The sequence below is a fragment of the Sphingobium nicotianae genome, from assembly GCF_018603885.1.
Taxonomy (GTDB): Bacteria; Pseudomonadota; Alphaproteobacteria; order Sphingomonadales; family Sphingomonadaceae; genus Sphingobium; species Sphingobium nicotianae.
Genome location: NZ_JAHGAW010000008.1, coordinates 93,243 through 117,394, shown reverse-complemented (window position 1 = coordinate 117,394; position 24,152 = coordinate 93,243). Strand labels below are relative to the sequence as shown.

The following is a 24,152-nucleotide window of genomic DNA, read 5'->3' as shown; positions in this document are numbered from 1 at the left end:
AAGCCACTTACTTCATACGTTCATTAATCCAATGTCAAAAAATGCCTTTGACAAAAATTTCAAAATACGAAATTAATTTCCAGCCAATCAGGCCGCTGGGCGATGTCCGCCCGCGGCCCGCGATCCCGAAGTTCGGGACGTGTCATTAGGGGAGTCCATCATGTCAATCCAAAGATCGAATGCTTCTGTTCGTCGTTTCGCCATCGGAACGTCGCTCCTCTCGCTCGCCATGCTGTGCGCATCGGCCGCGTCCGCCCAGGCGCAGGACGCACCCGCACAGGATACGGCGCAGAACGCCGATGACGGCTCCGGCCTCGGCGACATCGTCGTCACCGCCCAGTTCCGCTCCACCAACGTGCAGGACACGCCGGTCGCGATCACGGCCGTCAGCGCCGACATGCTGGCGCGCCGCAGCCAGACCAACATCTCGCAGATCGCGGCGCAGGCACCGAACGTCACGTTGAAGCCGCAGGCTGGCGTGTGGGGTCCCTCGATCGCCACCAGCATTCGCGGCATCGGCGGCCAGATCGATCCCCATCCCGCCTTCTCGCCGGGCGTCGGCATGTATATCGACGACGTGTTCTACACGAGCACTGTCGGCGCGGTGTTCGACCTGCTCGACCTGGATCGCGTCGAGATCCTGCGCGGCCCGCAGGGCACCAACGCCGGCGCCAACTCGATCGGCGGCGCGGTCAAGCTCTATACCCGCAAGCCCAATGGCGAGGGCGGCTTTGCCGAGGCGACCTATGGCAGCCGCAACCGCATCGACCTGCGCGCTTCGGGCGACTTGACGCTGGTTCCGGACGCGGTCTTCGTGCGCATCAGCGGCGTCTCCAAGAGCCAGCGCGGCTATGTGAAGCGCATCGATTATGCCTGCTCGCACCCCGGCAGCGGCCTGCCCACCTTCGTCACCGGCAATGACTGCCTGCTCGGCACGATGGGCGGCGTGGACTATAAGGCCGTGCGCGGCGCCGTCCGCATCCTCCCAACCTCGAACCTCGAAGTCAACGTTTCGGCCGACGTCATCCAGGACGATTCGGAGATGGGCGGCGTGGTGTGGAACAACACCAACAACATTCTCGACCGCGTCAAGCTGAACGGCGTACCCTACGACGCCCGCTTCTCGGCGCCGGATCCCTACACCAACTATTCCTCTTACTACATGCCGGGCGGCGTGATCGAGGGCGTGCCGAACCGCACGATCACGGCGACCCCACGCCAGCAATATAAGAGCTGGGGCACCGCCGGCACCATCGACTGGGAGCCGATCGCCGGCATCAAGATCAAGTCGATCACGGCCTATCGCAAGTCCCGCGCCCAGTGGGTCGGCGACGTCGACGGATCGCCGCTGGGCCTGGGTCTCGACTTCCAGGACATCGACAACCGTCAGTTCAGCCAGGAAACGCGCCTGAGCGGCAAGCTCGCCGATGGCGCGATCGAATATACGCTGGGTGGCTATTATCTGCACCGCTGGGCAGCCTATCGCCCACGCCAGTATTTCATCTATCAGTCGCCTAGCTACGACTTCACCAACAATGACCGGATCAAGAACGACTCCGTGGCGGGCTTCGCCAACGTCGCGTGGCACGTCACCGACAAGTTCAACCTGGTCGGCGGCCTGCGCTACACACATGAGACGAAGAGCTTCGCCCTGCGCCGTTACACGCAGACAGGTGCGGTCGCGCCAGGCTATGAAGTGCTCGACACGATCACCAGCCGCTACAAGAAGGGCACTTGGGACTGGTCGATCAGCGCCGACTACAAGCTGACGCCGGACATCATGGGCTATGCCTCCGTCGCCACGGGCTACCGCTCAGGCGGCAACACGCCGCGTCCCTTCGCGCCGGATCAGGCCCTGCCGTTCGGCCCGGAAAGCACGGTCAACTATGAGCTGGGCCTCAAGAACACCCTGTTCGACCGCAAGCTGCGCCTGAACCTGGCGGCCTTCTACAGCACGCTGAAGGACGTCCAGTTCACGCTGCTGACCTGCCCGCAGATCTCGACCTTCCCGACCTGCGGCGTCACCGCCAATGCGGGCGACGCGGAAGTGAAGGGCGTCGAGGCCGAGATGACTGCCGAGCCCGTGGATGGCCTGCTGATCGACGGCTCGGTCAGCTACCTCAAATTCCGCTATACCCGCGTCAATCCGAGCGCGGGCACACAGGTCGTCCGCGCTTATTCGCCGGACTGGAAATGGAGTGTCGGCGCGCAATATGAGTTCGACCTGGGCGCGATGGGCAGCCTGACCCCGCGCCTGGACGCGAGCTATACCTCGGAGGTCTTCTCGAGCGGCACGCCGCGGCCCACTGCCCGCATCGCGCCCTACACGCTGGCCAATGCGCGCCTGACCTGGCGCGACACGGACCGCGCCTGGGAGTTCGCGCTCGAGGTCACCAACCTCACCGACAAGGTCTATTATGTGTCGAACGCGGATCTGAGCTTCATCCCGGTCATCGGCTTCTCGTGGAATGCGCCGGGCCGCCCCCGCGAATGGGCGCTCACCGTGAAGCGGAACTTCTAAATCCCGTCTCTCTCCTACTCCGAAGACGGAACAACTGGCCGGCAGTCCCCCTCAGGACTGCCGGCTTTCTTTTTCAGGACTTGTCTCGCCTAGGCAAATCAATGCTCCTGCGGAGGAGGAGCACATGCTGGTTCAGTCTAAACAGGACAGATTTTGGAGCGCAGCGCAGGTGCGCAGATACGAAAAAGCCGGCCGTCCCCCAGGCACAGCCGGCTTCTTGATTCAGGTATGGTGGCGGTTAGCGGCGCGGCCCTTGTGCGATGCCCGGCACCTTCACCGGCACGCTGAACACCGCGTCGCAGCCGGCGATGAACAGCGTCTTGTTGTCCTTGCCGCCGAAGGCAAGATTGGTCGCGCAAAGCTGGCGCTTGGGCTCCGAGCCGTCGATTGGCATGCGCAGTAGGCCGAGCAGCTTGCCGTCCGGCGCGGAGATGCGCACCACGCCCGGGCCGGCGCCGCCGGTGGAATAGATATTGCCCTGCACGTCGACCTTCATGCCGTCGATGATGCCGTCGCCCTCGGCGAGCTGCTTGCGGTTGGCCAGCGTGCCGTCGGGCTGGATGTCATATTGCACCAGCTTGAACATGGCGCTCAGATACATGTGCTTCTCGTCCGGCGAGACGATGATGCCGTTGGGCGCCGCACCCAGATCCTTGGCGGAGAGCGCCATGCTGAGCTTGCCGTCCTTGAGGCGCCAGACGCCGGGCTCCGTGAAGCCGTCCGGCACCTTGCCGTTGCGGAAGCCGAACTGGTTGGTCGTGATATAGATGGTGTCGTCCTTGAGGACGGTAATGTCGTTGGGGCCCTGCATATGCTTGTCGCCATCGGCGTTCGGCCCCGCGATGACCGTGCGCGTGCCGTCCTTCTCCAGCCGCATCAGGTTGTTATCGTTAGGCGCGCACCAGAGGATGCGACCCTGGCTGTCGAGGCCGGTGCAGGACGGGCCGATGAGCAGCACATGGGCGCGGCCCGAGCGGGTCTGGAAGCCGGTGTTGCTGGCGTCGTCGCCCGAATAGCCGGCCTTCTCGATCAGCGCTGTCACCTTGCCGTCAAGCGTCATCTTGTAGACGACATTGTCGATCAGGCCGCTGACCAGCACATAGCCGTCCTTGCCGTCCGGCACCCAGGTCACGCCCTCGTTGATGCCGAAGCCGTGCGCGACCTCGACCAGCCTGGCGTCCGGCGCGATCAGAGCATCGAGGCCGGCATCCTTCTTCTCGATGCGGAACGGCGCGGCCTTGGCCGGCGGCCCGTCGCCGCGCATCATCGGCCTATTCTGCGGTCCGAACTGAGCGTGCGCGGCACTGGACAGAAACAGCGCGGCCCCCGTGGTCAGCGCGGTCGAAACAAGGTGCGAAATCGAGCGTCTCATTCCCTCTCCCCTTTCTCGGCGGATGATTGATTGTCTGGGTTCAACGGCGAGCGGGTCGACGCAGAATCGCCGATCACTGCCCCGCAGGCTTGTCCCGCTGGGGCGGCAGTAGCGCGGCCGGCAGCGGATGCGTGGCAAGCTGAACCGATGTCTTGTAGTTCACCCAGACATGCCAGCGAGACTGGATGCGCCAGCCCTTCGCCGTCTTGACGTAGCGGTCCTGATAGCCGCCCTGCCATTCGATGCTGCCTGGCGTGCCGTCGACACCCATGGTGACGAGCACCGAGCGCCCGACCGCGCCGCCGGGCGCCGCCTCGACCACCTCGCTGGTCACGATGTGGTGGAGGCCGTAGCCCGGTGAGCCGGGTTTGCTCTCGCGGCAGCCGCCGGGGCCGCCGCCACCCGCCCGCGCCAGCGCCTCGCGCCCTCGCGCCCAGATCGTGCCGTCCACGTCCCACTGATCGGTGACGCCGAAGGTGCCGTCATCGGTGAACAGATCGGCATAATCATAGCCACTGTTGACGCAGCGATCGACGAGATGCGCATATTTGGCCGTGAGCTGCTTGATCGCCGCGATGTCGTCCGCGCTAAGGCGCGCGGGCTTCTCCGCCGCCTGGGCCGATGCCGCAACCATCAGGCCGGCAAGGATAAAGTTGCGCCCGTGCCAGACCGATCGCGTCATCATCCACTCCCTGTTGAGGGCCGTTATCCGTCTATGGGAGCGGCAACCTCTTTCCTTTCGGAAGGATATTTGCGATCATGTATAATTACAAATCAAAAATAATGAAGCGAGACAGATATGATCGACTGACCCGCAGGGACGAGATCCTCGCTTCGCTTTGATCTAGGCGCGACGCAGAGGAATTATTCAGAAATTTGATAATTCAAATTATCGCGCTATGACCCCTGTGGAGCGGCGTTTTTTGTCAGCGCTCATTCATCGCACAGAGACGTTGCACGCCGCTGCGCGGACCGGCGGGCTGGAACGCCTGAGCCGGATCGATCTAACAATAGGCACGGATGGACTTGATGGTTGAACTGGACGTGGCAGACGGGGGAACGCTCGAGGATGTCGTCAGGGACTGGGGCGAGAAGATCCCCGCGCTGCAGGTCGACGCCTTCGCGGTGCAGATCAAGCTCTACCAGATCAACGTCATCACGAGCCGCATCTACAACCGCATCGCCGACGAATTCTCGCTGAGCGACATCGACGTCAGCGTCCTCATGATCATCCGGCGCGAGCGGCCCGACCGGCCGGTGCGCCCCTCCGATCTCTGGCGCTCGCTGCACATGCGGCCCAGCGCGATCACCTATCGGGTCGACCGGCTGCACGAGCTCGGCCTGGTCCAGCGCCTGCTCGACGAGAATGACCGGCGCGCCTGGCTGCTCAAGCTCACCGATGAGGGGCTGCGCGTCGTCAATGACATCGTGCTCAAGTTCAACAAGGTGACGGTCGAGCGGCTCGCCATCGCCGCCGATCATGGCTGCGACATCGCCGCGCTGGACCGGCAGCTCGACTGCCTGCTCAAGGCCTGGAACAGCGTCGCGAACTGAGCTGCCGGCCTCGGCTCAGGGCGCACCGTAGATCGTGCGGCCCAAGGCAACCAGGTCGATCTTCTCGCCCGTCCGCAAGGCCGGCAGCATCTGCGCGATGAACTGGTCGCGGCGCGCGGGCGACTGCGCCTTGTCGGCAAGATCGAGACCGCGCGTCACGCCCTCACGATCGAGATCGGTGCAATAGACCGGCGTGCCGGGCTGCTGACGCCAGGACTCCGCCAGCGCCCCCGCATCGACCCCGTCGAAGCCGATCTCGTCGAGCAACCGGACCACGACCGCCTTGGCCGCCGGATCATCGCCCGACACGGGCAGTGCGATGCGACCGGGCGCGCCCGATGCGCGGCCGCCATCGGCAAGGCTGGTGAAGCTGATGCTGTTCAAGGCCTTGACGACCGGCCGACCGAGCTGCCGCGAGACCCAAAGGCCCTCTGCCAGACCGGCCTCGATCTCCGCGATCGGCTGGTCGCGCAGGCCGGGATAATAATTGCCGGTGTCGATGATGACCACGTCATCCGGCACCTCGTGGAACAGCCCCGCCGACAGCGTCTCGACAGCGCCCTGCGGGATCGACACGACGATGATGTCGACGTCCGCGACGGCCTCAGCCACCGTGACGGCGCGCGTGCCCATACCTTCGACAAGGTCGCGGATGCTGTCCGGCCCGCGCGCGTTGGCGAGCTTGACCGCATGACCGGCCGCGGTGCACCGGCGCGCAAGAGTGGCGCCCAGCATGCCCGCGCCCACGATCCCGATCTTCATCCCGTCACCTTGTCAAGGCCGGCCGATCTCGTCGGCTGGGGCCGCTCTGGCTGCTCGCGCAGGCGCGCGTCAAGCGGCTTGTCGGGACGAAGCGCCCGCGCGGCCGACTAGTCGACCAATTCCTCGTATCGCCCATCCAGGCTGACGGCGCGCGCCTGATCCGCGCCGGCGCGCCGCTCGTCGCCGAGAGCACGCAGGGCAATGCTGCGGTGATAGAAACCGCGCGGGTCGCGGGGCGCATACCGCACGGCCTGGTCGAAATCCCGCACCGCCCGTTCGTCCTCGCCGAGATGATGATAAGCCATCCCGCGATTGAGATAGGCTGAAGCGGATTTGGGATCGATCGCGATCGCTGCGTCGAAGGCCGCGACCGCGCCGTCCATGTCGCGTGTCCAGGCATGGGTGAGGCCATCGGCCATATGCGCCGCCGCCTGACCCACATTGTCCTTGGCGCCCGGCTTCGTCACTCGCCGACACCGATCGAGACTGCGCGCCGGATCGTCCACGGTGCAGGCATTCCAGTCGCCACGCTGTGCCGCCTTGCTCTCGGCGCGCGAGATGCGCCCGCTGGTCACGACGATCTCGGTGGCACCGGCCTCGCTCTCCCCGGCGGCCGTGATGGCCACCGGCGTGTCGCTCACGCGCCCGGCCAGCCGGGTGCCGGTGACGACCACGTCCTGTTCCGCCGCAGGCGCCCGGGCACGCGGCGCGCTCGCCTTGGCGGAAGAAGCAACAGCGGCGGGCGGGGGCGGAGGTGGTGGCGCCGGAGGAGGAGGAGGAGGAGGAGGTGCGGCCGGCGCGAAAGCCGTCTCCGGCTGGGCATCCTGCGATGATGGCTCCTCGCTTGCCGTCATCCCGCGAAGCGCGCGTGGCGCCTCCTTCGCGGGTACCGCTGTCGCCGGCGCCGGCGCGGCCTGTGCCGGAGGAGGCTGATCGCGACCCGCCGGCGCGGCGCGGGTCGCGACAGGCGACGGGGAGGCTCGCTCGCTGGCATGATGGGGCTTCGGTGGCGAACGCAGGCCCAGCTCCTCCGTCTGCATCGTGCGCAGCGCCAGCGGTACGCCGATCGCCGCCAGCAGCGCCACCGACATGGCCGCGCCGAGCTGTGTGCGACCGAGCTTCGGCCAGGCAAAGCGCGGTCGCCGCGCGATGGACGTCGGCGCCTCGCCGTCGAATCGGCGCATCGCCTCGGCGATGGCCGCCTCGCGCCGGTCCGGTCGCGGCGGCGCCTCCGGCAGCAATTTCGCGAGATCGTCGTCAGGCCCCATCGGCATCAGCGTCCAACGGCCCCCGCCCCGTCGAGGCGAGAGGCACGGATCGTCGCGCGACAAGGCGGGAACAGCGGCATCGGCCAGCCTTATAGCCAATATTGCGCGCGGGTCTAAGCCAACCTCGCGACCGGCCGCCGCTGCTTCGCCGACAGCGGCGGCCCACCGTCCCTAGCGCTCCAGCTGCGCCAGCCCGCTCGCGGACTTGGCGGCGCGGACCAGCTGGACGAACTCCGCGCGATAGCCGAAGCTGTCGTCGCCGCGCGCGGCATTGGCCATCCTCAGCACATCGTCATAACCGACCGAGCCGCTATATTTGCCGCCGCGCAGCAGCTCGGCAAAGGCGGCGACGCTGGCGGCGAAACGGGCGTCGCGCGGTGCATCCTCGAACCGGGCATAGTCCACCGTCCGATCGATCGGCGTCGAGATGAGCGCGCTCTTGTCGGACTTGGGCAGCTTGTAGCGGATCTTGACGAAGCCCAGCTCTTTGCCGACCGTGGCGCCCGCCATCACCACCGGCTTGGCATAGCGCAGATCGCCGACCGCGCGCGGCCCGCCGACCGGCACGACCTCGTACAGCGCCGTCACCGTCTGGCCCGATCCGACATCGCCGGCATCGACCTTGTCATTGTCGAAATCCTCGCGGGCGAGCATGCGGGTCTCGTAGCCGATCAGCCGATATTCCGCGACGGTCGCCGGATTGAACTCGACCTGGATCTTCACGTCCTTGGCGATCGGGAAGAGGGTCGAGCTCGCCTCGTCCACCAGCGTCTTTCGCGCCTCGGTGAGCGTGTCGATATAGGCGGCCGCGCCATTGCCGTTCTGGGCCAGCGTCTGCATCAGCGCGTCATTGTAATTGCCCATGCCGAAGCCGAGCACCGAGAGGAACACGCCCTTGCCGCGCTCGCGCTCGACATAGCCCTTGAGCTCCTCCTGATTGGTGATGCCGATGTTGAAATCGCCATCGGTCGCCAGGATCACGCGATTGACGCCCTTTGGATCGAGATTCTGCTCGGCCAGCGCATAGGCCTGGCGGATGCCCTCGGCGCCGGCCGTGCCGCCGCCCGCGCCGAGCCGGTCGATCACCGCCCGGATCTTCGCCTTCTGGCTGGCCGGCGTCGGCGCCAGCGCGGTCCCGGCATAGCCGGCATAGGTGACGATCGCGACGCTGTCGTCGCCGCCGAGCTGATCGAGCAGCATGGCGAGCGATTGCTTGACCAGCGGCAGCTTGTTCGGCTCGTTCATCGATCCGGACGTGTCGATCAGAAAGACGAGATTGGCGCGCGGCCGCGTCGCGTGCTGCACCGCATAGCCCCTGATGCCGATCCGCACGAGCTTGCGCCCTGCCGTCCACGGGCTGGGGAACACCGCGACATTGGTGGTGAAAGGCTGTTCGGCGCTGCGCGGCGCGGCATAGTCATAGGGGAAATAGTTGATCATCTCCTCGGCCCGCACCGCCGCCGGCTGCGGCAGCACATTCTGCGCGAGGGATGCACGGGTGAAGGAATAGGAGGCGGTGTCGACATCGATCGAGAAGGTCGAGACAGGCTCTTCCTTGACGACCTTGAACGGGTTCTGCGCCACGCTGGTGAAGCGGTCGCGGCCGACATCATGATAGGGCAGGCGCGGCCGGGGCTCAGGGCTCGGCGCGAACCGCGTCGTCATTGCGGCCTGCGGCGCATAGAGTGGCGGTGGGGGCGGTGGGGGCGGCGGCGGCACCTCGCCGACGCGACCACGACCGACCACAGTCACAGGCGCGGCCGCCGCATAATCGCCTCGCTCCATCCGCGCGCCGGTCACGACGATCTCGCTGTCGCTCGCGTCGCCGCTCCCGGCGACTTTTTTCTCGTTCGACAGCGTATTGGCCGCCTGCTCGGTGCCGGACTGGGCGCAGGCTGTGAGGAGTGCGACGACGCTCGCCGTCGCGATCAGACTATTCAAACGGGGCATCAAACGCGACATGGGCATTCTCCCAGAAAACAGCGGCGCACATCGTCCGCATGTTCCTGCGACGCGCGTCCCGGGGAGATCCTTGGGTGGCCCTGCGATTTTTTTTCGAGACCTCAGTCGGTCGCGCCGGCTTGGGCTCCGAGCGTGCGGCGCACTTCGTGCAGCCGCCAGGAAATGGTGGATTCGGCGACGCCCAGGATTGCCGCCGCCTCGGCATGGCTGAGTTCCTGCCCCACCACCAGCGCCAGCGCCTCGCGATAGGCCGGCGGCAGGCGCGCGATGGCGCTCTTGAGCCACATCGCGTCGTACAGGTCACGGCCATCGGGACCGCGCGAGAGCCCGGCGAGGACGGCCAGCCGCTCCGTGAACGCGCCGAAGGAGCGCTTGCGGCGGCGCAGGTCTCGGCAGGCATTGTACACGATCCCACACAGCCAGGTCGTGAACTTGGCCTCACCCCGGAAGCTCCCGATCTTCTCGACCAACGTGCAACAGACGTCCTGGGTGACGTCGTCCGCGTCGGCGCGCGATCCGGTCAATTGCCAGGCGAGGCGGTGGACGCGATCATAATGCCGCTCGAGCAGAGCCCGAAACGCCGCACGGTCGCCGGAAACGGCGGCCGCGACCAACTCGGCGTCGGCAAGCGCGGTCCAGTCCGCCATCAAGAGCCATCACGATGGAACGGAAAGGTCCATAAGAACGGATGGCGGCCACCCGCCCGCATCGACCCGATCGTGAGCATGATTCCCCGCACGACAGGCTATGTGCAACAATCCGGCGCGCGATGCCACGAGCATCGGCGACGGGCTGACTGGCACTGACTCGACAGACATGTCCCGGATAACCAACATGTGTTCCTGCGAAGGTAGGAACCCAGGGCGCAACCGACGAACTCTACTGCCCTGGGCTCCTGCTTCCGCAGGAGCACTAAGTCAGCTCAGGCAGGGTAACGCCGGAGACACGGCGGACAAGTACCCGCCGCCAATCCCTCATTCCGCCGCGATCTGCTCGTTCTCGGCTTCCATCGCCGCGACATTCAGCCCGTAGAGCTTGGCGGCATTCTCGAAGGTCAGCTTGCGGATCGTCTCGTCCGGCAGATCGGCCATCTGGCGCGCGATCGTGGCGCGCGAGTTGGGCCAGATGCTGTCCGGGTGCGGATAGTCCGAGGCCCAGAGAAGATTGTCGGGGCCATAGAATTTGAGCAGCGACATCGCCGTCGGGCTTTCCTGGAAGGTCGCGTAGACCTGCCGCTTGAACAGCTCGCTCGGCTTGGTGATCATCGGGATGCCGCCGCGCGTCTCCCAGAACTCCCTGCCTTCCCAGATGCGCCAGTGGCGATAGTCGAGCTCCTCGACCAGCCAGGGCAGCCAGCCCACGCCGCTCTCGGCGATGACCACCTTCAGCTTGGGATGCCGCTCCAGGATCGCCCAGGCGAACAGGTCAACGAACGGATCGATGAATTGCGACACGAAGGACTTGGCGTGGGTCATGTGCCCCGCCACCTTGCCCGCGGCCGGATTGGGCTTGCTGCCCGGCATGATGAACACGACGACATGGAAGGAGAGGATGATGCCCGTCTCCTCCAGCGCGTTCCACAGCGGCTCCCAGCGCTCATCGTGCAGGCCGGTCTCGGCCGCCGCGATCTGCAGGTTGGCCTGCTTGAACACGCCCATCTTGGCGATGCGATACAGTTCCTGCACCGCCGATTCCGGATATTCCGGCAGCATCGGCACGCCGATCAGGCGGTTGGGATTGTAGGCGCAATAGTCGGCCAGCCAGTCGTTATAAACTCGGTAACAGGCGTCGCGAAACTCGGTGTCGGCAAGGTTGATCGAGGTGACCGGGCCATAGATGACATGGCCATAGACGCCGTCGCGATCCATGTCGGCGATGCGCAACTCGGGCACGGCGGGGCGCCGCTCGGTGAGATCGGTGATGCCGCCACGATCGAAGGCGGTGAAGATCGCCTTGGGGCCGGTGTCCGGCCCCGCCTGGCCGTTCCAGCCGCCCCAGCTCTTGCCCTCGCAGACCCATTGCGGCCGGCCGTCGATCACCTCGATATGCGGCGCGCGGTCGCGCAGATGCTCCGGCAGCCCCTTGGTCCATAGGTCCGCGGGCAGCATGTTGAGATCGAGATGATCGTCACAGGAAATGAGCGGATGATTGAGCTTCATGGCGTCTCTCCTAGTCGTCTGATTTGGCCTGGTCGTCCTGGGCGCGGGCGCGCCCGGCCGGGTCCCAGAGCGGCACGGGGCCGATCAGATTCTCCAGCGCCTGCGTCGCGCGGCCCGCAATCATGACGATGAAGAGCCGGCAATGCTTGTCGGTATGGTTGACCCAGGCATGGTCCGTGGCACGCTGCAGAATGGTATCGCCCTTGCGCAGGATCACCGGCTCGACCCCGTCGCTCAGCAGCATGGTGATCTCACCCTCCAGCACGTGCAGATAATCGACGCTGTTGGTGCGGTGCATATAGGGCTTCTCGCCCGGCCTGGTCGGCGGCACGTCCGAGATGCGCACGAACAGGCCATGCTCGACGACGCCCGTGTCGAGCGGGTTCGCGGTTGGATCGGCCTCGGTCGGGTCGATCGGCGCTGGCAGGATGCGGTGCGACCAGATGTCCTGGAAGCGCCAGCCGTCCGTGCCGGCGCCAAGGAAGTTGCACGGCCCGTCGATCATCGCGACCGAGCGGCCCTGCTCGTCATGGCCGGTGATGACGCGGCGCAGATTGGGATATTGCTCGCTGCTCTGCGCCATGACGGTCCTGTCCTCCTCGTCGCGCTCGCCGGCGCGATCGGAGAAAGTAAACACGTGAAGGAATTGGCTTGTCAAACGGGAAGCGGCCGCAACCCGCTATTTCCCTTCAAAAATGCTCCGCAGCCATACAGTTGCGCGCAGAATCCATACCGATCATGCCGAGCCAGGTGTGGTTGCTCCGCAGGCAGGCGTCGGAGGACATCACCAGGTCGGCGGGCGGACAAATGAGACGGTCGAGTCGCGCGCCCATTGGGCCGGATATGAGAAAGCCCGGCCTCCCGGGGGGATGGGAGACCGGACCCTTCAGGCGACCGGTCGGCGTGTGGGAGGTCGCCGCCGGCGACCTGTCCCCCTTTATGCGTGCAGCATTTTCTCTGACCTTGTGGCCTATAGATAAGAGCGCGCGCGACGCCGACAAGAGCCGGGGCCGGATTACCGCGCCGGGGCGTGTCGGTCCGGCGCCGATCAGGGCGCCGGAAAAGCCACGTCAGCTTGTGCCCGAACCGCCCATGCCCGTGCCATGGCCACTCGTGCCGAACAGCGGCGCATCCCCACCGGGATCGATATTGCTCTCCGCGCCGGCGATCTCCGTATCGGTCACGCGGCCGGTCGCCTGCTCGAACTGCTCGGGGCGCGTATCGGTCGCCTCGAAGCCCTGAGGCAGCGGCGTTCCGCTCTTCAGATAGACGCGATTATCCTCGATCTTATCGACCGCATCGAAGTCCAGCAGATGATGCTGCCCGTCCGTGGAATCGCTGCGCGTGAGCTTGATCGTGTCGCCGTCGACGCTGTCGATGGTGCCGACATGGCGCCCGGCTGCATCGGTGACTTCCATATGTTCCTTGATCCGCCATTTCTCGAACATCGTGTCTCTCCTTTGGGTAGCTGAGGACTGGGTGTGATGCCCGGACAACGGACCGCTCCCGCCATCCGTTCCGCCCCGCCGCGCCAAACACGACGAGCCGTGGCGCGGCGCACATGCACCGCTCGCCGCGGAGGACACGCACCTGTTTCCTTCGTTCCCGCGTGGTCATTCGCCTTCACCCGCATTGCGCCCATCCTCTCGCGCGCCTATCGTTCGCCGCATGACCCCCGCCCTCGTCATGGCCCTCGTCGCGGCCGCCGCAGCCATTTGCGGCGGCATCATCCTCGCCCGCCCGGCGCTCAGCGAGCAGGGCATCTATATCCAGCGCATCGCCGGCACGATGGCCCTCGCCCTGTCGGTCATTCTTGCGCTCTACGCCTGGGGCCTGCACCGCGTCGGGGGCTGATCCGCGGCCCGGCGCGCATGCTTGAAAGTCAAGCCCGAAAGCCCCAAATTTACCTGTGGACGACGCCTTAACGCGCTAGACTTTGTGGTGAATGCGCGTAGCATGACGCTTCATATTGCTATGTTCATGCTTAGTTCCGGAGCCGCCTAAAATGTCTCTTCTTCAAGCCTCCAAGGTCTACAAGCCCTTCGAATATCCCTGGGCCTATGACTTCTGGAAGCGCCAGCAGCAGGTGCACTGGATGCCCGAGGAAGTCCCCCTGGGCGAGGATTGCCGCGACTGGGCGCAAAAGCTGAGCGAGCATGAGCGCAACCTCCTGACCCAGATCTTCCGCTTCTTCACCCAGGCGGACGTCGAGGTGCAGGATTGCTACCACGACAAATATGGCCGCGTGTTCAAGCCGACCGAGATCAAGATGATGCTGACCGCGTTCAGCAACATGGAGACGATCCACATCGCGGCCTATTCGCACCTGCTCGACACGATCGGCATGCCCGAGAGCGAATATTCGATGTTCCTCGAATATGAGGAGATGCGCGCCAAGCATGACTATATGCAGCAGTTCGGCGTGGACAGCGACGAGGACATCGCCCGCACCCTCGCCATGTTCGGCGGCTTTACCGAGGGCATGCAGCTCTTCGCCAGCTTCGCCATGCTGATGAACTTCCCGCGTTTCAACAAGATGAAGGGCATGGGCCAGATCGTTACCTGGTCGGTGCGCGACGAGACGCTGCATTGCGAGGGCATCGTGCGCCTCTTCCACGAGTTCGTGAAGGAGCGCGGTTGTCTCACCAAGGCGGTGAAAGAAGACATTATCGACTGCTGCCAGAAGACCGTGCGGCTCGAGGATGCCTTCATCGACCTCGCCTTCGAGGCCGGTCCCGTCGCCGGCATGACCGCCAGCGAGATCAAGCGCTACATCCGCTACATCGCGGACTGGCGCCTCGGCCAGCTCGGCCTCAAGCCCGTCTATATGATCGAGGATCACCCGCTCCCCTGGCTCGCCCCGCTGCTCAACGGCGTCGAGCATGCCAACTTCTTCGAGACCCGCGCCACCGAATATTCCAAGGGCGCGACCCGCGGCCAGTGGAACGACGTCTGGGAAAGCTTCGACCGCCGCAAGCGCAGCAAGGCGAACGACACCCCCGGCGACGATGATCCGAGCGGCGGCGGGGATGATATGTTCAAGCAGGCGGGGATCGCGGCGGAGTAATTCTGAGGCACGATTGGGGAGAATTGATGCTATAAATCGGGACTAGCGCATCCCAGAAAGCCCGAAGCGACACGACTTGAGAGGCTCCTTGACCTCTGGATGGTGGCGAACGTTGGTTCAGACCCATTCATGTCACATAACTAATCATGATCAAGGATCTAATCGGGTAGATATAAACGCCATTTGAGGTATTGAACCATGCTAGAGCATCGTTTTGTTCAAAACCGGAATGGCGATTGGATTTGGGAAATCGAGGATAAAGATGGTGTGTTCTTTCGATCAGAACGAGCATTTTCTTCGGAATTTGCTGCTCTGAAAGATCTGAAAGCATCCTTCCATCTACTACTCGCACACCTCAATTCAGTCTGACATTTTCGGAAGGACAGGCAGGAAACTGTCTGCCCGACCGAAGTTAAAAATCACCCCATTCACATATGTGGGGATATTTCCGTTGCGCGCGGACAGTACTGGACGATCCCGTCACTCCCCCGTCGTCTCCCCCGGTTCCAGCCCCCGCATCAGCTTGTCATAATAAGGCCCCTTCTCGCTCGGCGGCGCGTCATGATCCTCGCCGTCGGCCGGGTCCGGATGGGCCACGTCGGTCAGCGGCACGTCCGGCACTTCAGGCGTCACCGCGAGAGTCGGGTCATCCTCGCTCTCCGCCGAATCGTCGCTCGCGCGCTCGTGCCACGCGTCGCCTGCCGCAGCCTCCCGATAGCGCCGTGCAAGCGCCTCCTGCTCGTCCCTGTCCTGCTGCGTCATGCTGCGCTCCTCCATTTTCATCATCATAACACTGGGGCGTCATTGGAGTTGCCGCCCGCCCGCCCTGTAAACACGTCCTGCTCGGCCGCATTGACACGGGTCAATCCCCTGTCCCGGACATGAACGCCGCGTAGTTCCCGGTTCATGCAACCCGCTCTATGATACACCCGTTCCCTCCTGCAGTGAACGTGCAGAACCATATGGAGTGAGACAGATGTTCAAGGGTCTGAACAAGGCAATCACCGCTTTCGCGCTGGGCGCGACCGCGCTCGGCGGCATTGCCGCGACGCCCGCTTTCGCCGATCCGCCCGAGGGGCGTGGCTGGAGGAAGCATGACGACGATCGCCGCGACTGGCGCGATGACCGGCGCGACCGCCGGGATGATCGGCGCGACTGGCGCGATGATCGCCGGGACGACCGTCGCGACTGGCGTGATGATCACCGCCGTGGCCCGGTCATCGTCTATAACTATGATTATAATCGCCCGGATCCGCGCTATCGCGGCGGCTATTATGCCAACCGCTATTATCGCCCTTACAACAGGTACGGCTATCGCCCGATCATCGTAACGCGGGAGACGCGCATCTATCGCGGCGATGACGATCGTTACTATTGCCGCCGCAGCGACGGCACGACCGGCCTCATCGTCGGCGCTGTGCTCGGCGGCGTGATCGGCAACTCGATCGATCGCGGCCGCTCGTCGGTCCTGGGCACCGTCCTTGGCGCCGGTGCTGGCGCGGCGCTCGGCCAGTCGATCGACCGGGGCAGCGTTCAGTGCCGCTGAGGCCCTGACGACCGGAAGAATATAGAAGGCGCGGCGCTTCGGCTCCGCGCCTTTTTCCTGAATCGCGGCGCGGGCCTATTTCTTGTGGATCGCGTCCGATCCGGCTTGGCCGACCGACTGGATGTCCTTGCCGACGCCCTTGACCGTGGCGCAGGCGGAGAGCGCGAGCGCCGCGCTGATCAGCGTGGCGAGCAGGAGCGAACCCTTCATTGGCATTCCTTTTTCGTGGCCGGTTTCGCGGCCCTTTGGTGATGTGTGCGATATTTTCCACAAAGGCCCGCGGCTTTCAATCGGAACCGGTTCGCCCGGTCATGCGTCTTGATCGCGCCGGGATCACTTCACATCAGGAGGACCGCCATGGAGCCCGTCACCATCGAAGACCGCAGGAAGGAGCTGCGCGCGCTGCTCGATCAGATTCAGGCCCGACCGTCGCAGGACTGGGTCAATGAGCGCGCGCGCATCGTCGTCCTGCAACAGATGATCGCCGCGCACGAACAGGCCCACGCCTGAGGCAGCGTGCGGCAAGACGACTGTCCCCAGACAGGGATCAGGTCACGGCCTGAGCCACGGCTATGGTTGCGCCACGTTTTTGCACGTGAAATCATGATATTACTGACTGAGCGATGCAATTATCCACAATTTAAAATAAGTTGGCTCCGCCATCGACTCGGTGCCGAACCGAGTCGCTCTCGGGTAGGAGGGTAACGTGGATGACTGGGCTCACGAGCAGAATATCGCGAAGTTCGAAAAACGGCTTGCGACGGAAACAGACCCTTATGAAAAGCAGATACTGAACATCCTGCTTCAACGGGAATATGATCGGCTTCGGGCGACAAAGGCTAAAGCCCGCCAGGCGTGAGCCGGCTGGGCAGGACAGCCGAGACGGCTGTTCGATCGAAGACCCTGTCCTACAGGGGGCGGACGATGCTATGCTCTGCTCATGTATCTTCGAGCCCTTTTCATCCCTTCACCGGACGCCCCGTGTGGAAAACCCGAAAATAAAATTGTTCCTCCCGTGACCTTTGTGAACTTCGGAAGAAAATTACGTACCTGCGTAACATTTGCGCCACGCCAGATCGCCAACGCGATGAAGCGAGTCCGGCGGACTCTTGCCAAGCGACTCCCGTGGGATGATAACGCCGCGCACAGGGGCAGAGTTGACGGGCGCCGGTGGGCGCCGAATATGATTGGGAGAACGATGATGGCCTTGCGCATACCCAAGGCGTCGAGCCTGGTGGCGCCAGCCGTTCCGCTTCTGGCCCTGCCGCTGCTCGCCGCGCTGGCCGGCTGCGGCCCCAACAAGCAGGTCGCGGCGCCGATCGTGAACATTCCAGCGCCGATCCCGGAAAACAAGCCGCTGGAGCCGCCGCCCCCGCCGCCGCCCGAGCTCATCAATCAGAGCAAGGGCGAGGATCTGTGGCACCTGCGCTCTGGCCTCAATGTGGCGGTGCTGATGTGCCAGGGGCCTGATAACAGAGCGCTGGTGGCGAGCTACAATCATGTGCTGACCATGCACAAGCCCTTGCTCTCGCAGGCAGCGCAACTCGAGGTGAACCACTTCCAGGCGCGTGGCGGCAAGAAGTGGCAGGACGCCTACGACGACCATATGACCAAGGTCTATAACAGCTATGCCGGCACGCTGACCCGTGACGCCTTCTGCGCCAAGTCCAAAACGATCCTGGCCGATGCGGAGGCCGGCGACGCCAATGCCTTCAATGACAAGGCGACCTTCATGCTCTGGGAGCTGAACAAGGCGGCAGGCCTGCCCGATCCCGACGGCAAGCTCGCCCGCGCCGCGCTGGCTCCGCCGCTCCCGATGCTGCCCACCGCCGCGACCAGGTCGGCCGCAGCCTCTCCCCTCGCCAGCGGAGGGGGTGGGACGACACGGTGACGGCTCAATCCGGGATCGAGCCGTCCTCGTCGTCCATATTGTCCTCCCCCTCGAAAGCCCCCATGTCGATCCGGCCGCTGCGCTCCATGTCGTTCATGTGGTCGACCACGTCCTGTTCATCGTCCGGCGTGAGCGCATAAGGGTCCGGCCGGCCGCCATGCTCGGTCTCGCCGTTGCCACCGCGATAGGGATTGCGCAGCGCATCGGTCGCGACGTCCTGCGCCTGCGTGCCGCTCTCGTCCTGCTCCGAATTCTCCTCGTCGGGATCGGGATCGTCGACCTCGGGTGGTCCCTTGCTGGCTTCATCGATCATGGTGCAATCCTTAGTGGTTGATCGCGTCTTCGCCGGCCTGGCCGACCGACTGGATGTCCTTGCCCGCGCCCTTCACGGTCGCGCAGGCATTGAGGGCAAACGCCGCGCCGAGCAACAGGGCGAGAATGGCATTGCGTTTCATGGTTCATACTCCATCTGGTCCGGTTTCGCTATGCAGAACGCCCGGGTTCCCGTTCGGTTGCTCGCTCGGATTGACGCGCGCCGCAACTCGCGGCAGGAGCAGGCATGACCGACAGGATATTGATTGCTCCGGGCGACGTGCTTGCCCAGCCCGCCGCGTTCAAACGCCGGGGACTGCTGTTCGTGCTATCCTCGCCCTCAGGCGCGGGCAAATCGACCATTTCACGCAAGCTGCTGGCGGACGATGACGGCCTCACCATGTCTGTCTCGGCGACGACGCGGCCGATGCGCCCCGGCGAGATCGACGGGAAGGACTATCATTTCGTCGACCTCCAGACCTTCAAGGACATGGTCGGCAACAATGAGTTCCTCGAATGGGCGCATGTCTTCGATCATCGCTACGGCACCCCGCGCGGACCGGTCGAGGGCATGCTGGAGGCTGGTCACGACATTCTCTTCGATATCGACTGGCAAGGCGCCCAGCAGCTTCACCAACTCGCCGGGGGTGACGTCGTGCGCGTGTTCATCCTGCCCCCATCGATGATCGAGCTCGAAAACCGCCTGCGCGGCCGCCGCACGGACAGCGACGAGGTGATCGATCGTCGCATGGCCCGCGCCCATAGCGAGATCGCGCACTGGGACGGTTACGACTATGTCCTGGTCAATGACGACGCCGAAGCCTGTTTCGCGAAGGTCCGGACGATCCTCCATGCCGAGCGACTGAAGCGCAGCCGCCAAACAGGACTGATCGGCTTCATCCGCAAGCTCGATACGCAGGATATCTGAGCGGCGTCAGGGCCAGTAGATCCTGCTCGCGATCGCGGCGCCTTCGCTCAATGCCGCCAGCTTCGCCCACACCACCTCCTGCGCGATGCCATCCGTGCCGACATGGACCGAGAAGCCGCAGTCGACACCAGCCATGACATTCTCGCGGCCGACGCGGTTGGCATAATGGCCGATGCGCTGCGCGATCAGCTCGGGATGCTCGACATAGGGCGACTGGGGCTCGACAACGCCGGGGATCAGCACCTTCCCCTCGGGCAGGCGCACCGTCTCGAACAGGGCATATTCATGTGCATGGCGGGGATTGGCCGCCTCGAACTGGATGGCATGGGGTCGGGCGCGCCAGACGAGATCGACGATGTCCGCCATCGGCACGTCATGCGTGTGCGGCCCCGGGTAGTTTCCCCAGCATAGGTGCATGCGCAGCTGCTCGGCCGGGATATTCGCGGTCGCGCGGTTCAGCGCCTCGATATTGAGCATCATCTTGTCGCGAAACTGCGAGAGGCTGAGCTCGCGGAACTGGGTGTGGCGGCCCATCGCGAGATCAGGACAATCGATCTGGAGGACGATGCCCGCCGCCGCAATTGCCTCATATTCGTGGCGCAGGCCTTCGGCGAGCGCGAAGACATAATCCTCGTCGCTGGCATAATGCTCGTTGCGGAAGAAGAGCGCGGTGACGCCGGGCGATGCCGCGCTCATGAAGGCCTGGCGCTCGGGATGCGCCGCCAGCGCCGACTTGAGCGTGGCCGCGTCTCGATGAACCGCATCCATGTCCTTGACGCCGATCGGCCCGGTGCAGGCGGGCGTACGGCGATGCTTGCGCCCCTCGTCGCCGGCCATGCGCGCCTTGGCGCCGGGGAAATCCTCCAGATCCTGGAAGACATAGCTCTGGCTCTCGCCGCCGAAGCCGGTGAGCCGGTCCTTGATATAGGTGGCGTAGCTCGGCTTGGACTGTTCGCCGTCATTGACGATGTCGATCCCCGCCGCTGCCTGTCGCGCGACGACCTCAGTTACCGCGGCGACGATGCGCGCATCCAGCACCGCTTCGTCGATCACCTCGCCATCTTCGCGCGCATACATCAGCGCCTTGAGCGCCTCGTCGCGCGGCAGGCTGCCGACGTGGGTGGTGAGGAAGCGCCCGCGCGTCATGCCAGCTCGGCGCGCACGATCCTGGCGCCCGCGACCATCGCTTCCATCTTCGCATAAGCGACCTCGCGCGGCAGATATTTGAAGCCGCAATCCGGTGCGATGACCAGCTTCTCGGCGGGCACATAGGGCAGGGCTCGGCGGATGCGCGTCGCCACCACCTCGGGCATCTCTATCTCCTGCGTCGAGAGGTCGAGCACGCCCAGAATCACGGTCTTGCCGGGCAGCTTGGCGAGCACCGAACAATCGAGTTCGGACTGCGCCGTCTCGACCGAAATCTCGTCGAGCGCGGTGTCTGCCAGCTCGGGCAGGAAATTATAGCCCTCGGGACGCTCGTGGATCAAAGCCGCATAGCCGAAGCAGATGTGCAGCGCGGTGCGGCCCCCGACGCCTTCCAGTGCTGTCTTGAGCGCCGCCAGCCCATAGTCGCGCGCCTTGGCGGGGCGTGCCTGCATGTAAGGCTCGTCGATTTGGACGATGTCGGCGCCGGCGGCGAACAAGTCCTTAATTTCGGCGTTCACGGCGACCGCATAGTCATGCGCCATCTCGGCTTCGTCGGTGTAGAAGTCATTCTGCGCCTGCTGGCTCATCGTGAACGGGCCGGGCACGGTGATCTTGATCATCCGGTCGGTATTGGCCCGCAGAAACTCGACATCGCGCGTCTCAACGGCATGCTTGCGACGGATCTTACCGCTGATCCGCGGAACCGGATTGGGTTCGCCCGAGCGATCGAGCGCGATACCGGGATTGTCGAGATCGACGCCCTCGAGCGCGGTCGCGAACCGGTTCGAATAGCTCTCGCGGCGCATCTCGCCGTCAGTAATGATGTCGATGCCGGCCCGTTCCTGATCGCGGATCGCGAGGACTGTGGCGTCGTCGAAGGCCTGCTCGCGAAATTCGGGATCGACGCGCCACAGCTCGGTCGCACGGACGCGGGGCGGGAAACGGCCGGCCAGCTTCACCTTGTCGATGAGCCAATCGGGCTGGGCATAAGACCCCACGAGCGTGGTTGGCAGCAGCACGGCAATCTCCTCTCTCGCAGCTTTGGCATCCGGCGCATGCCGGGGGGTGGCACGGCCGTCGCGCCCATCGCGGGCGCTGCTCAGCGTTGTGTCATTACGAACGGTATCCGACAAGGCCCAACGAAGGAGCCGGCGCCGTCAATGATTGGCTTCGGCGCGGAAGGGATTGTTGTTGTGATGCGCGCCCGCAAGCCAGCGCTTGAGCTCGCCATGGGCGGCAGCACGGCGCTCCGCGTCCAGCGCGGGATCGAGCGCCTTGGGATCATCGCAGGTGAACTCGACGGTCATGCCGTTGGGATCCTTCACATAGACCGAACGGCAATAGCCATGCTCCAGAATATAGGTGTCCGGCGGCTGGATGCCGGCGGCCGCGATGCGTCGTTCCAGCGCGGCCTGGCCATCCTTGTCGACATGCAGCGCGATGTGATGGAAGGGCGTGTCCGGCATGGCCGGGCCGAAGAGGGTCTGGTCCTCGTCATCGGCGAACTGGAAGAAGGCAAGCGCGCCGCCATCGGCCAGCTCGAAAAAGCAGTGGCAATAAGTGCGCTCCTTGCCGAACAGCTCGTCCTTCTCGCAATAGGTTGCGGCCAGCGGCAGGCCGATCACATCCTCGTAGAAAGCACGGGTCTTCTCCAGATCCTTCGTGACATAAGCAGTGTGGTGCAGGCGGTTTGCCACAATCTTCTCGGCCATAATCTCTCTCTCCTCGACTCGGGGAACCGGGCGCGCGCCTCCCCTTAGCTCGCTAACTTAAGCGCAATTTCGGCGACATGGCGACCCTGGAATCGTGCGCCGGCCAGTTCATTGTTGCTGGGCTGGCGGCTGCCGTCCGATTTGGCGAGCGTCGAGGCCCCGTAGGGCGTGCCGCCGCTGATCTCCTCCATCTCGCTATTGCCCGAAAAGCTGTAGGGCAGGCCGACGATGATCATGCCCTGATGCAGGAGCGTCGTGTGGAAGGAGAGGATCGTGCTTTCCTGCCCGCCATGCTGGGTAGCGGTCGAGACGAACACACTGCCGATCTTGCCGACGAGCGCGCCCCGCGCCCAGAGGCCGCCGGTCTGATCCAGGAAATTGCGCATCTGCGCCGCCATCATGCCGAAGCGCGTGGGGGTGCCGAAGATGATCGCGTCATAGCCGGGCAGCTCATCGACGGTGGCGATCGGCGCCTCTTGATCGAGCTTGTGGCCCGAGGCCCTCGCAATCTCCTCGGGCACCAGTTCGGGAACGCGCTTCACGTCCACCGTGCAGCCCTCGATGCTCGCCGCGCCTTCCGCGACGGCCCGCGCCATTTGCTCGACATGGCCGTAGCTCGAATAATAGAGAACCAGGATCTTCGCCATTTCTCTCTCCTCAGTTCCCGCCCCGCAGCGGGGCGACAATCGTGTCATTGTCGGCGCCGAGCACCGGGGGTGCCGTCACCTGCGTCATCCGCTCACCATCGAACGAGACGGGAGAACGAATGGTACGAAAACGGCCATGCGGTCCATCCGGATCCTCGATGACGAGGCCGAGCGCAGCCGCCTGGGGACTGGCCGCAACCTCCGCCGAACTGCGCACCGGCGAGTGCGGCACTTCCAGCGCCTGCAGATGCCCGCACCAGTCATCCCGATCCCGTGTGGCAAAGATGGGCGCGAGGAAGGCGACGACATCCTCATAATGGTCGATCCGTGCATCGCGCGTGGCGAATTGCGGCAGGCCCAGCATGTCTGGTCGGCCTACCGCTTCGGCGAGATTTTCCCAGAATTTCGGCGGCGAGGACATGTGCAGCGCCAGCCACTTGCCGTCCGCACACTGGAACACATAGCTCTGGCTGACATGCGGCCGGCTCGACGGGCCCATGATCAGGCCTTCCGAGAAATAGTGCGTGAAGTCGTCGAGGTTGAAATGGGCCATGGACTCGAACATCGAGGTCTCGACGAGGCGGCCCTTGCCGGTCACGTGGCGCTCGTTGAGGGCAGCGAGGATGCCATAAGCAGCATAGAAGCCGGTCAGGGCGTCGGCGATAGCCGGACCGACGACACGGGGATGGGCCGGGTTGACCAGCAGGCGCAAAAAGCCGCTCGCCGCCTGTGCGACCGTGTCGAAAGCCGGCCGGTCGCGATCCGGCCCTTCCGGGCCGAAGCCGGAGATCGACGCATAGATCAGCCGCGGATTGAGTCCCTGCAGCCGGGGGGCATCAACGCCGAGACGCGCGGCGACGCCGGGGCGGAAATTCTGGATGAAGACGTCCGCATCGGCGACGAGCTTGTCCAGCACCGCCAGATCCTCCGGCTTGCGCGTGTCCAGCTCGATGCTCTGCTTGCCCCGGTTGTAGGTCTGGAAATGCGGCGAGTACAGCCCGCCCTTGAAGGCGCGAAAGGGATCGCCCTGCCCGGTCTGCTCGATCTTGATGACACGCGCGCCCAGATCGGCCAGCAGCATCCCCGCGGCAGGGCCGGTGATGAACGTCCCCATCTCCAGCACCGTCACATCCTTGAGCGGTTGCGCCATCTTCTCTCCCTTTCCGGTCTCGACCATCGCCTTGACTCCGGGCTAGGGCCTTCGATGAGCCGGATCAATGCGGTTTTGCGGCCGTCTTCCATCGTTTCATTCCCACCGGCGTGGCGCCAAGCCTTTGAAAAGGCTCGATGCTTTTCCGAAACATC

At 64.6% G+C, this 24,152-nt stretch carries 27 protein-coding genes; 9 read left to right on the top strand and 18 right to left on the bottom strand.

The window, feature by feature from the left end:
• Positions 1 to 160 precede the first annotated feature (160 nt).
• Positions 161 to 2,521, top strand: coding sequence for a TonB-dependent receptor (locus KK488_RS13095; RefSeq protein ID WP_214624131.1), 2,361 nt, complete (start codon positions 161 to 163; stop codon positions 2,519 to 2,521).
• A 238-nt stretch (positions 2,522 to 2,759) separates the two neighbouring features.
• Here the strand turns inward: KK488_RS13095 and KK488_RS13090 are convergent, their stop codons facing one another.
• Complete coding sequence (locus KK488_RS13090) at positions 2,760 to 3,893, bottom strand: SMP-30/gluconolactonase/LRE family protein (RefSeq protein WP_214624130.1); 1,134 nt, start codon at positions 3,891 to 3,893, stop codon at positions 2,760 to 2,762.
• Between the two features lie 73 nt (positions 3,894 to 3,966).
• On the bottom strand, positions 3,967 to 4,575 hold the full coding sequence (locus KK488_RS13085) for a nuclear transport factor 2 family protein (protein WP_214624129.1): 609 nt from the start codon (positions 4,573 to 4,575) through the stop codon (positions 3,967 to 3,969).
• Between the two features lie 347 nt (positions 4,576 to 4,922).
• On the opposite strand from KK488_RS13085, the gene KK488_RS13080 reads away from it, so the two are divergent.
• A complete protein-coding gene (locus KK488_RS13080) occupies positions 4,923 to 5,447 on the top strand; it encodes a MarR family winged helix-turn-helix transcriptional regulator (protein WP_214624128.1) in 525 nt (174 codons plus the stop codon).
• Positions 5,448 to 5,462: 15 nt separating this feature from the next.
• Here KK488_RS13080 and KK488_RS13075 read toward each other — a convergent pair whose 3' ends face one another.
• From KK488_RS13075 to KK488_RS21710, 7 genes are all read right to left on the bottom strand, one after another.
• Positions 5,463 to 6,209 (bottom strand): NADPH-dependent F420 reductase, encoded by a 747-nt coding sequence (locus KK488_RS13075; RefSeq protein WP_214624127.1) that lies wholly within the window; start codon positions 6,207 to 6,209, stop codon positions 5,463 to 5,465.
• 107 nt (positions 6,210 to 6,316) lie between these two features.
• Positions 6,317 to 7,483 carry a tetratricopeptide repeat protein gene (locus KK488_RS13070; RefSeq protein ID WP_214624126.1) on the bottom strand — a complete coding sequence of 389 codons (1,167 nt, stop codon included), beginning with the start codon at positions 7,481 to 7,483 and terminating at the stop codon, positions 6,317 to 6,319.
• 165 nt (positions 7,484 to 7,648) lie between these two features.
• The gene (locus tag KK488_RS13065; protein ID WP_250890391.1) at positions 7,649 to 9,427 is read right to left on the bottom strand and encodes a vWA domain-containing protein; all 1,779 of its coding nucleotides are present in this window, start codon (positions 9,425 to 9,427) and stop codon (positions 7,649 to 7,651) included.
• A gap of 113 nt (positions 9,428 to 9,540) precedes the next feature.
• On the bottom strand, positions 9,541 to 10,086 hold the full coding sequence (locus KK488_RS13060) for an RNA polymerase sigma factor (RefSeq protein ID WP_214624125.1): 546 nt from the start codon (positions 10,084 to 10,086) through the stop codon (positions 9,541 to 9,543).
• A 327-nt stretch (positions 10,087 to 10,413) separates the two neighbouring features.
• Complete coding sequence (locus KK488_RS13055; RefSeq protein ID WP_214624124.1) at positions 10,414 to 11,598, bottom strand: amidohydrolase family protein; 1,185 nt, start codon at positions 11,596 to 11,598, stop codon at positions 10,414 to 10,416.
• A 10-nt stretch (positions 11,599 to 11,608) separates the two neighbouring features.
• Positions 11,609 to 12,235: a cupin domain-containing protein gene (locus KK488_RS21605; protein ID WP_214624123.1), complete on the bottom strand. Its 627-nt coding sequence runs from the start codon at positions 12,233 to 12,235 to the stop codon at positions 11,609 to 11,611.
• Between the two features lie 433 nt (positions 12,236 to 12,668).
• On the bottom strand, positions 12,669 to 13,046 hold the full coding sequence (locus tag KK488_RS21710) for a DUF2171 domain-containing protein (protein ID WP_214624122.1): 378 nt from the start codon (positions 13,044 to 13,046) through the stop codon (positions 12,669 to 12,671).
• A 220-nt stretch (positions 13,047 to 13,266) separates the two neighbouring features.
• Between KK488_RS21710 and KK488_RS13040 the strand changes: the two genes are divergently transcribed.
• Positions 13,267 to 13,452, top strand: a complete 186-nt coding sequence (locus tag KK488_RS13040; protein WP_214624121.1) for a hypothetical protein — start codon at positions 13,267 to 13,269, stop codon at positions 13,450 to 13,452.
• 151 nt (positions 13,453 to 13,603) lie between these two features.
• Positions 13,604 to 14,665, top strand: a complete 1,062-nt coding sequence (locus KK488_RS13035; protein WP_214624120.1) for a ribonucleotide-diphosphate reductase subunit beta — start codon at positions 13,604 to 13,606, stop codon at positions 14,663 to 14,665.
• 480 nt (positions 14,666 to 15,145) lie between these two features.
• Here KK488_RS13035 and KK488_RS13030 read toward each other — a convergent pair whose 3' ends face one another.
• Positions 15,146 to 15,427, bottom strand: a complete 282-nt coding sequence (locus tag KK488_RS13030) for a hypothetical protein (RefSeq protein ID WP_214624119.1) — start codon at positions 15,425 to 15,427, stop codon at positions 15,146 to 15,148.
• Between the two features lie 214 nt (positions 15,428 to 15,641).
• On the opposite strand from KK488_RS13030, the gene KK488_RS13025 reads away from it, so the two are divergent.
• On the top strand, positions 15,642 to 16,211 hold the full coding sequence (locus KK488_RS13025) for a glycine zipper 2TM domain-containing protein (protein ID WP_214624118.1): 570 nt from the start codon (positions 15,642 to 15,644) through the stop codon (positions 16,209 to 16,211).
• Positions 16,212 to 16,286: 75 nt separating this feature from the next.
• Here the strand turns inward: KK488_RS13025 and KK488_RS13020 are convergent, their stop codons facing one another.
• On the bottom strand, positions 16,287 to 16,421 hold the full coding sequence (locus KK488_RS13020; protein WP_214624117.1) for an entericidin A/B family lipoprotein: 135 nt from the start codon (positions 16,419 to 16,421) through the stop codon (positions 16,287 to 16,289).
• A 147-nt stretch (positions 16,422 to 16,568) separates the two neighbouring features.
• Here KK488_RS13020 and KK488_RS13015 point away from each other — a divergent pair, with 147 nt between their 5' ends.
• The 3 genes from KK488_RS13015 to KK488_RS13005 all read left to right on the top strand — a co-directional run bounded on the left by KK488_RS13015 (position 16,569) and on the right by KK488_RS13005 (position 18,102).
• Complete coding sequence (locus KK488_RS13015; protein WP_214624116.1) at positions 16,569 to 16,721, top strand: hypothetical protein; 153 nt, start codon at positions 16,569 to 16,571, stop codon at positions 16,719 to 16,721.
• Between the two features lie 196 nt (positions 16,722 to 16,917).
• On the top strand, positions 16,918 to 17,070 hold the full coding sequence (locus tag KK488_RS13010) for a hypothetical protein (protein ID WP_214624115.1): 153 nt from the start codon (positions 16,918 to 16,920) through the stop codon (positions 17,068 to 17,070).
• Between the two features lie 342 nt (positions 17,071 to 17,412).
• Positions 17,413 to 18,102 carry a hypothetical protein gene (locus KK488_RS13005; RefSeq protein ID WP_214624114.1) on the top strand — a complete coding sequence of 230 codons (690 nt, stop codon included), beginning with the start codon at positions 17,413 to 17,415 and terminating at the stop codon, positions 18,100 to 18,102.
• A gap of 4 nt (positions 18,103 to 18,106) precedes the next feature.
• On the opposite strand, the gene KK488_RS13000 is transcribed toward KK488_RS13005, so the two are convergent.
• Together KK488_RS13000 and KK488_RS12995 are read right to left on the bottom strand one after the other, a co-directional pair.
• Complete coding sequence (locus KK488_RS13000) at positions 18,107 to 18,415, bottom strand: hypothetical protein (RefSeq protein WP_214624113.1); 309 nt, start codon at positions 18,413 to 18,415, stop codon at positions 18,107 to 18,109.
• 10 nt (positions 18,416 to 18,425) lie between these two features.
• Entirely contained in the window at positions 18,426 to 18,557 is a 132-nt protein-coding gene (locus KK488_RS12995) for an entericidin A/B family lipoprotein (RefSeq protein ID WP_214624112.1), read from the bottom strand.
• 104 nt (positions 18,558 to 18,661) lie between these two features.
• Between KK488_RS12995 and gmk the strand changes: the two genes are divergently transcribed.
• Positions 18,662 to 19,342: a guanylate kinase gene (gene gmk / locus KK488_RS12990; protein WP_214624111.1), complete on the top strand. Its 681-nt coding sequence runs from the start codon at positions 18,662 to 18,664 to the stop codon at positions 19,340 to 19,342.
• Positions 19,343 to 19,348: 6 nt separating this feature from the next.
• Here the strand turns inward: gmk and KK488_RS12985 are convergent, their stop codons facing one another.
• From KK488_RS12985 to KK488_RS12965, 5 genes are all read right to left on the bottom strand, one after another.
• Positions 19,349 to 20,488: a cobalamin-independent methionine synthase II family protein gene (locus KK488_RS12985; RefSeq protein ID WP_214624110.1), complete on the bottom strand. Its 1,140-nt coding sequence runs from the start codon at positions 20,486 to 20,488 to the stop codon at positions 19,349 to 19,351.
• Positions 20,485 to 21,507: a 5-methyltetrahydropteroyltriglutamate--homocysteine methyltransferase gene (locus KK488_RS12980; RefSeq protein ID WP_349356894.1), complete on the bottom strand. Its 1,023-nt coding sequence runs from the start codon at positions 21,505 to 21,507 to the stop codon at positions 20,485 to 20,487. Before KK488_RS12980 ends, KK488_RS12985 begins: the two co-directional genes overlap by 4 nt.
• A gap of 138 nt (positions 21,508 to 21,645) precedes the next feature.
• Entirely contained in the window at positions 21,646 to 22,200 is a 555-nt protein-coding gene (locus tag KK488_RS12975; protein ID WP_214624109.1) for a VOC family protein, read from the bottom strand.
• A 44-nt stretch (positions 22,201 to 22,244) separates the two neighbouring features.
• A complete protein-coding gene (gene wrbA / locus KK488_RS12970; protein ID WP_214624108.1) occupies positions 22,245 to 22,847 on the bottom strand; it encodes an NAD(P)H:quinone oxidoreductase in 603 nt (200 codons plus the stop codon).
• 10 nt (positions 22,848 to 22,857) lie between these two features.
• Positions 22,858 to 23,997: a CaiB/BaiF CoA transferase family protein gene (locus KK488_RS12965; RefSeq protein WP_214624107.1), complete on the bottom strand. Its 1,140-nt coding sequence runs from the start codon at positions 23,995 to 23,997 to the stop codon at positions 22,858 to 22,860.
• Positions 23,998 to 24,152: the final 155 nt, after the last annotated feature.

Bases quoted from the DNA above. Each gene is read 5' to 3' on its own strand.
- KK488_RS13015 (WP_214624116.1), top strand. From the start codon at position 16,569: ATGGAGCCCGTCACCATCGAAGACCGCAGGAAGGAGCTGCGCGCGCTG.
- KK488_RS12995 (WP_214624112.1), bottom strand. From the start codon at position 18,557: ATGAAACGCAATGCCATTCTCGCCCTGTTGCTCGGCGCGGCGTTTGCC.
- gmk (WP_214624111.1), top strand. From the start codon at position 18,662: ATGACCGACAGGATATTGATTGCTCCGGGCGACGTGCTTGCCCAGCCC.
- wrbA (WP_214624108.1), bottom strand. From the start codon at position 22,847: ATGGCGAAGATCCTGGTTCTCTATTATTCGAGCTACGGCCATGTCGAG.
- KK488_RS13040 (WP_214624121.1), top strand. From the start codon at position 13,267: ATGACCCCCGCCCTCGTCATGGCCCTCGTCGCGGCCGCCGCAGCCATT.
- KK488_RS21710 (WP_214624122.1), bottom strand. From the start codon at position 13,046: ATGTTCGAGAAATGGCGGATCAAGGAACATATGGAAGTCACCGATGCA.
- KK488_RS13035 (WP_214624120.1), top strand. From the start codon at position 13,604: ATGTCTCTTCTTCAAGCCTCCAAGGTCTACAAGCCCTTCGAATATCCC.
- KK488_RS13055 (WP_214624124.1), bottom strand. From the start codon at position 11,598: ATGAAGCTCAATCATCCGCTCATTTCCTGTGACGATCATCTCGATCTC.
- KK488_RS13080 (WP_214624128.1), top strand. From the start codon at position 4,923: ATGGTTGAACTGGACGTGGCAGACGGGGGAACGCTCGAGGATGTCGTC.
- KK488_RS13005 (WP_214624114.1), top strand. From the start codon at position 17,413: ATGGCCTTGCGCATACCCAAGGCGTCGAGCCTGGTGGCGCCAGCCGTT.
- KK488_RS13025 (WP_214624118.1), top strand. From the start codon at position 15,642: ATGTTCAAGGGTCTGAACAAGGCAATCACCGCTTTCGCGCTGGGCGCG.
- KK488_RS13085 (WP_214624129.1), bottom strand. From the start codon at position 4,575: ATGACGCGATCGGTCTGGCACGGGCGCAACTTTATCCTTGCCGGCCTG.
- KK488_RS12985 (WP_214624110.1), bottom strand. From the start codon at position 20,488: ATGACGCGCGGGCGCTTCCTCACCACCCACGTCGGCAGCCTGCCGCGC.
- KK488_RS13060 (WP_214624125.1), bottom strand. From the start codon at position 10,086: ATGGCGGACTGGACCGCGCTTGCCGACGCCGAGTTGGTCGCGGCCGCC.
- KK488_RS13000 (WP_214624113.1), bottom strand. From the start codon at position 18,415: ATGATCGATGAAGCCAGCAAGGGACCACCCGAGGTCGACGATCCCGAT.
- KK488_RS12975 (WP_214624109.1), bottom strand. From the start codon at position 22,200: ATGGCCGAGAAGATTGTGGCAAACCGCCTGCACCACACTGCTTATGTC.
- KK488_RS12965 (WP_214624107.1), bottom strand. From the start codon at position 23,997: ATGGCGCAACCGCTCAAGGATGTGACGGTGCTGGAGATGGGGACGTTC.
- KK488_RS13070 (WP_214624126.1), bottom strand. From the start codon at position 7,483: ATGCCGATGGGGCCTGACGACGATCTCGCGAAATTGCTGCCGGAGGCG.
- KK488_RS13095 (WP_214624131.1), top strand. From the start codon at position 161: ATGTCAATCCAAAGATCGAATGCTTCTGTTCGTCGTTTCGCCATCGGA.
- KK488_RS13075 (WP_214624127.1), bottom strand. From the start codon at position 6,209: ATGAAGATCGGGATCGTGGGCGCGGGCATGCTGGGCGCCACTCTTGCG.
- KK488_RS13065 (WP_250890391.1), bottom strand. From the start codon at position 9,427: ATGCCCCGTTTGAATAGTCTGATCGCGACGGCGAGCGTCGTCGCACTC.
- KK488_RS13090 (WP_214624130.1), bottom strand. From the start codon at position 3,893: ATGAGACGCTCGATTTCGCACCTTGTTTCGACCGCGCTGACCACGGGG.
- KK488_RS13030 (WP_214624119.1), bottom strand. From the start codon at position 15,427: ATGACGCAGCAGGACAGGGACGAGCAGGAGGCGCTTGCACGGCGCTAT.
- KK488_RS13020 (WP_214624117.1), bottom strand. From the start codon at position 16,421: ATGAAGGGTTCGCTCCTGCTCGCCACGCTGATCAGCGCGGCGCTCGCG.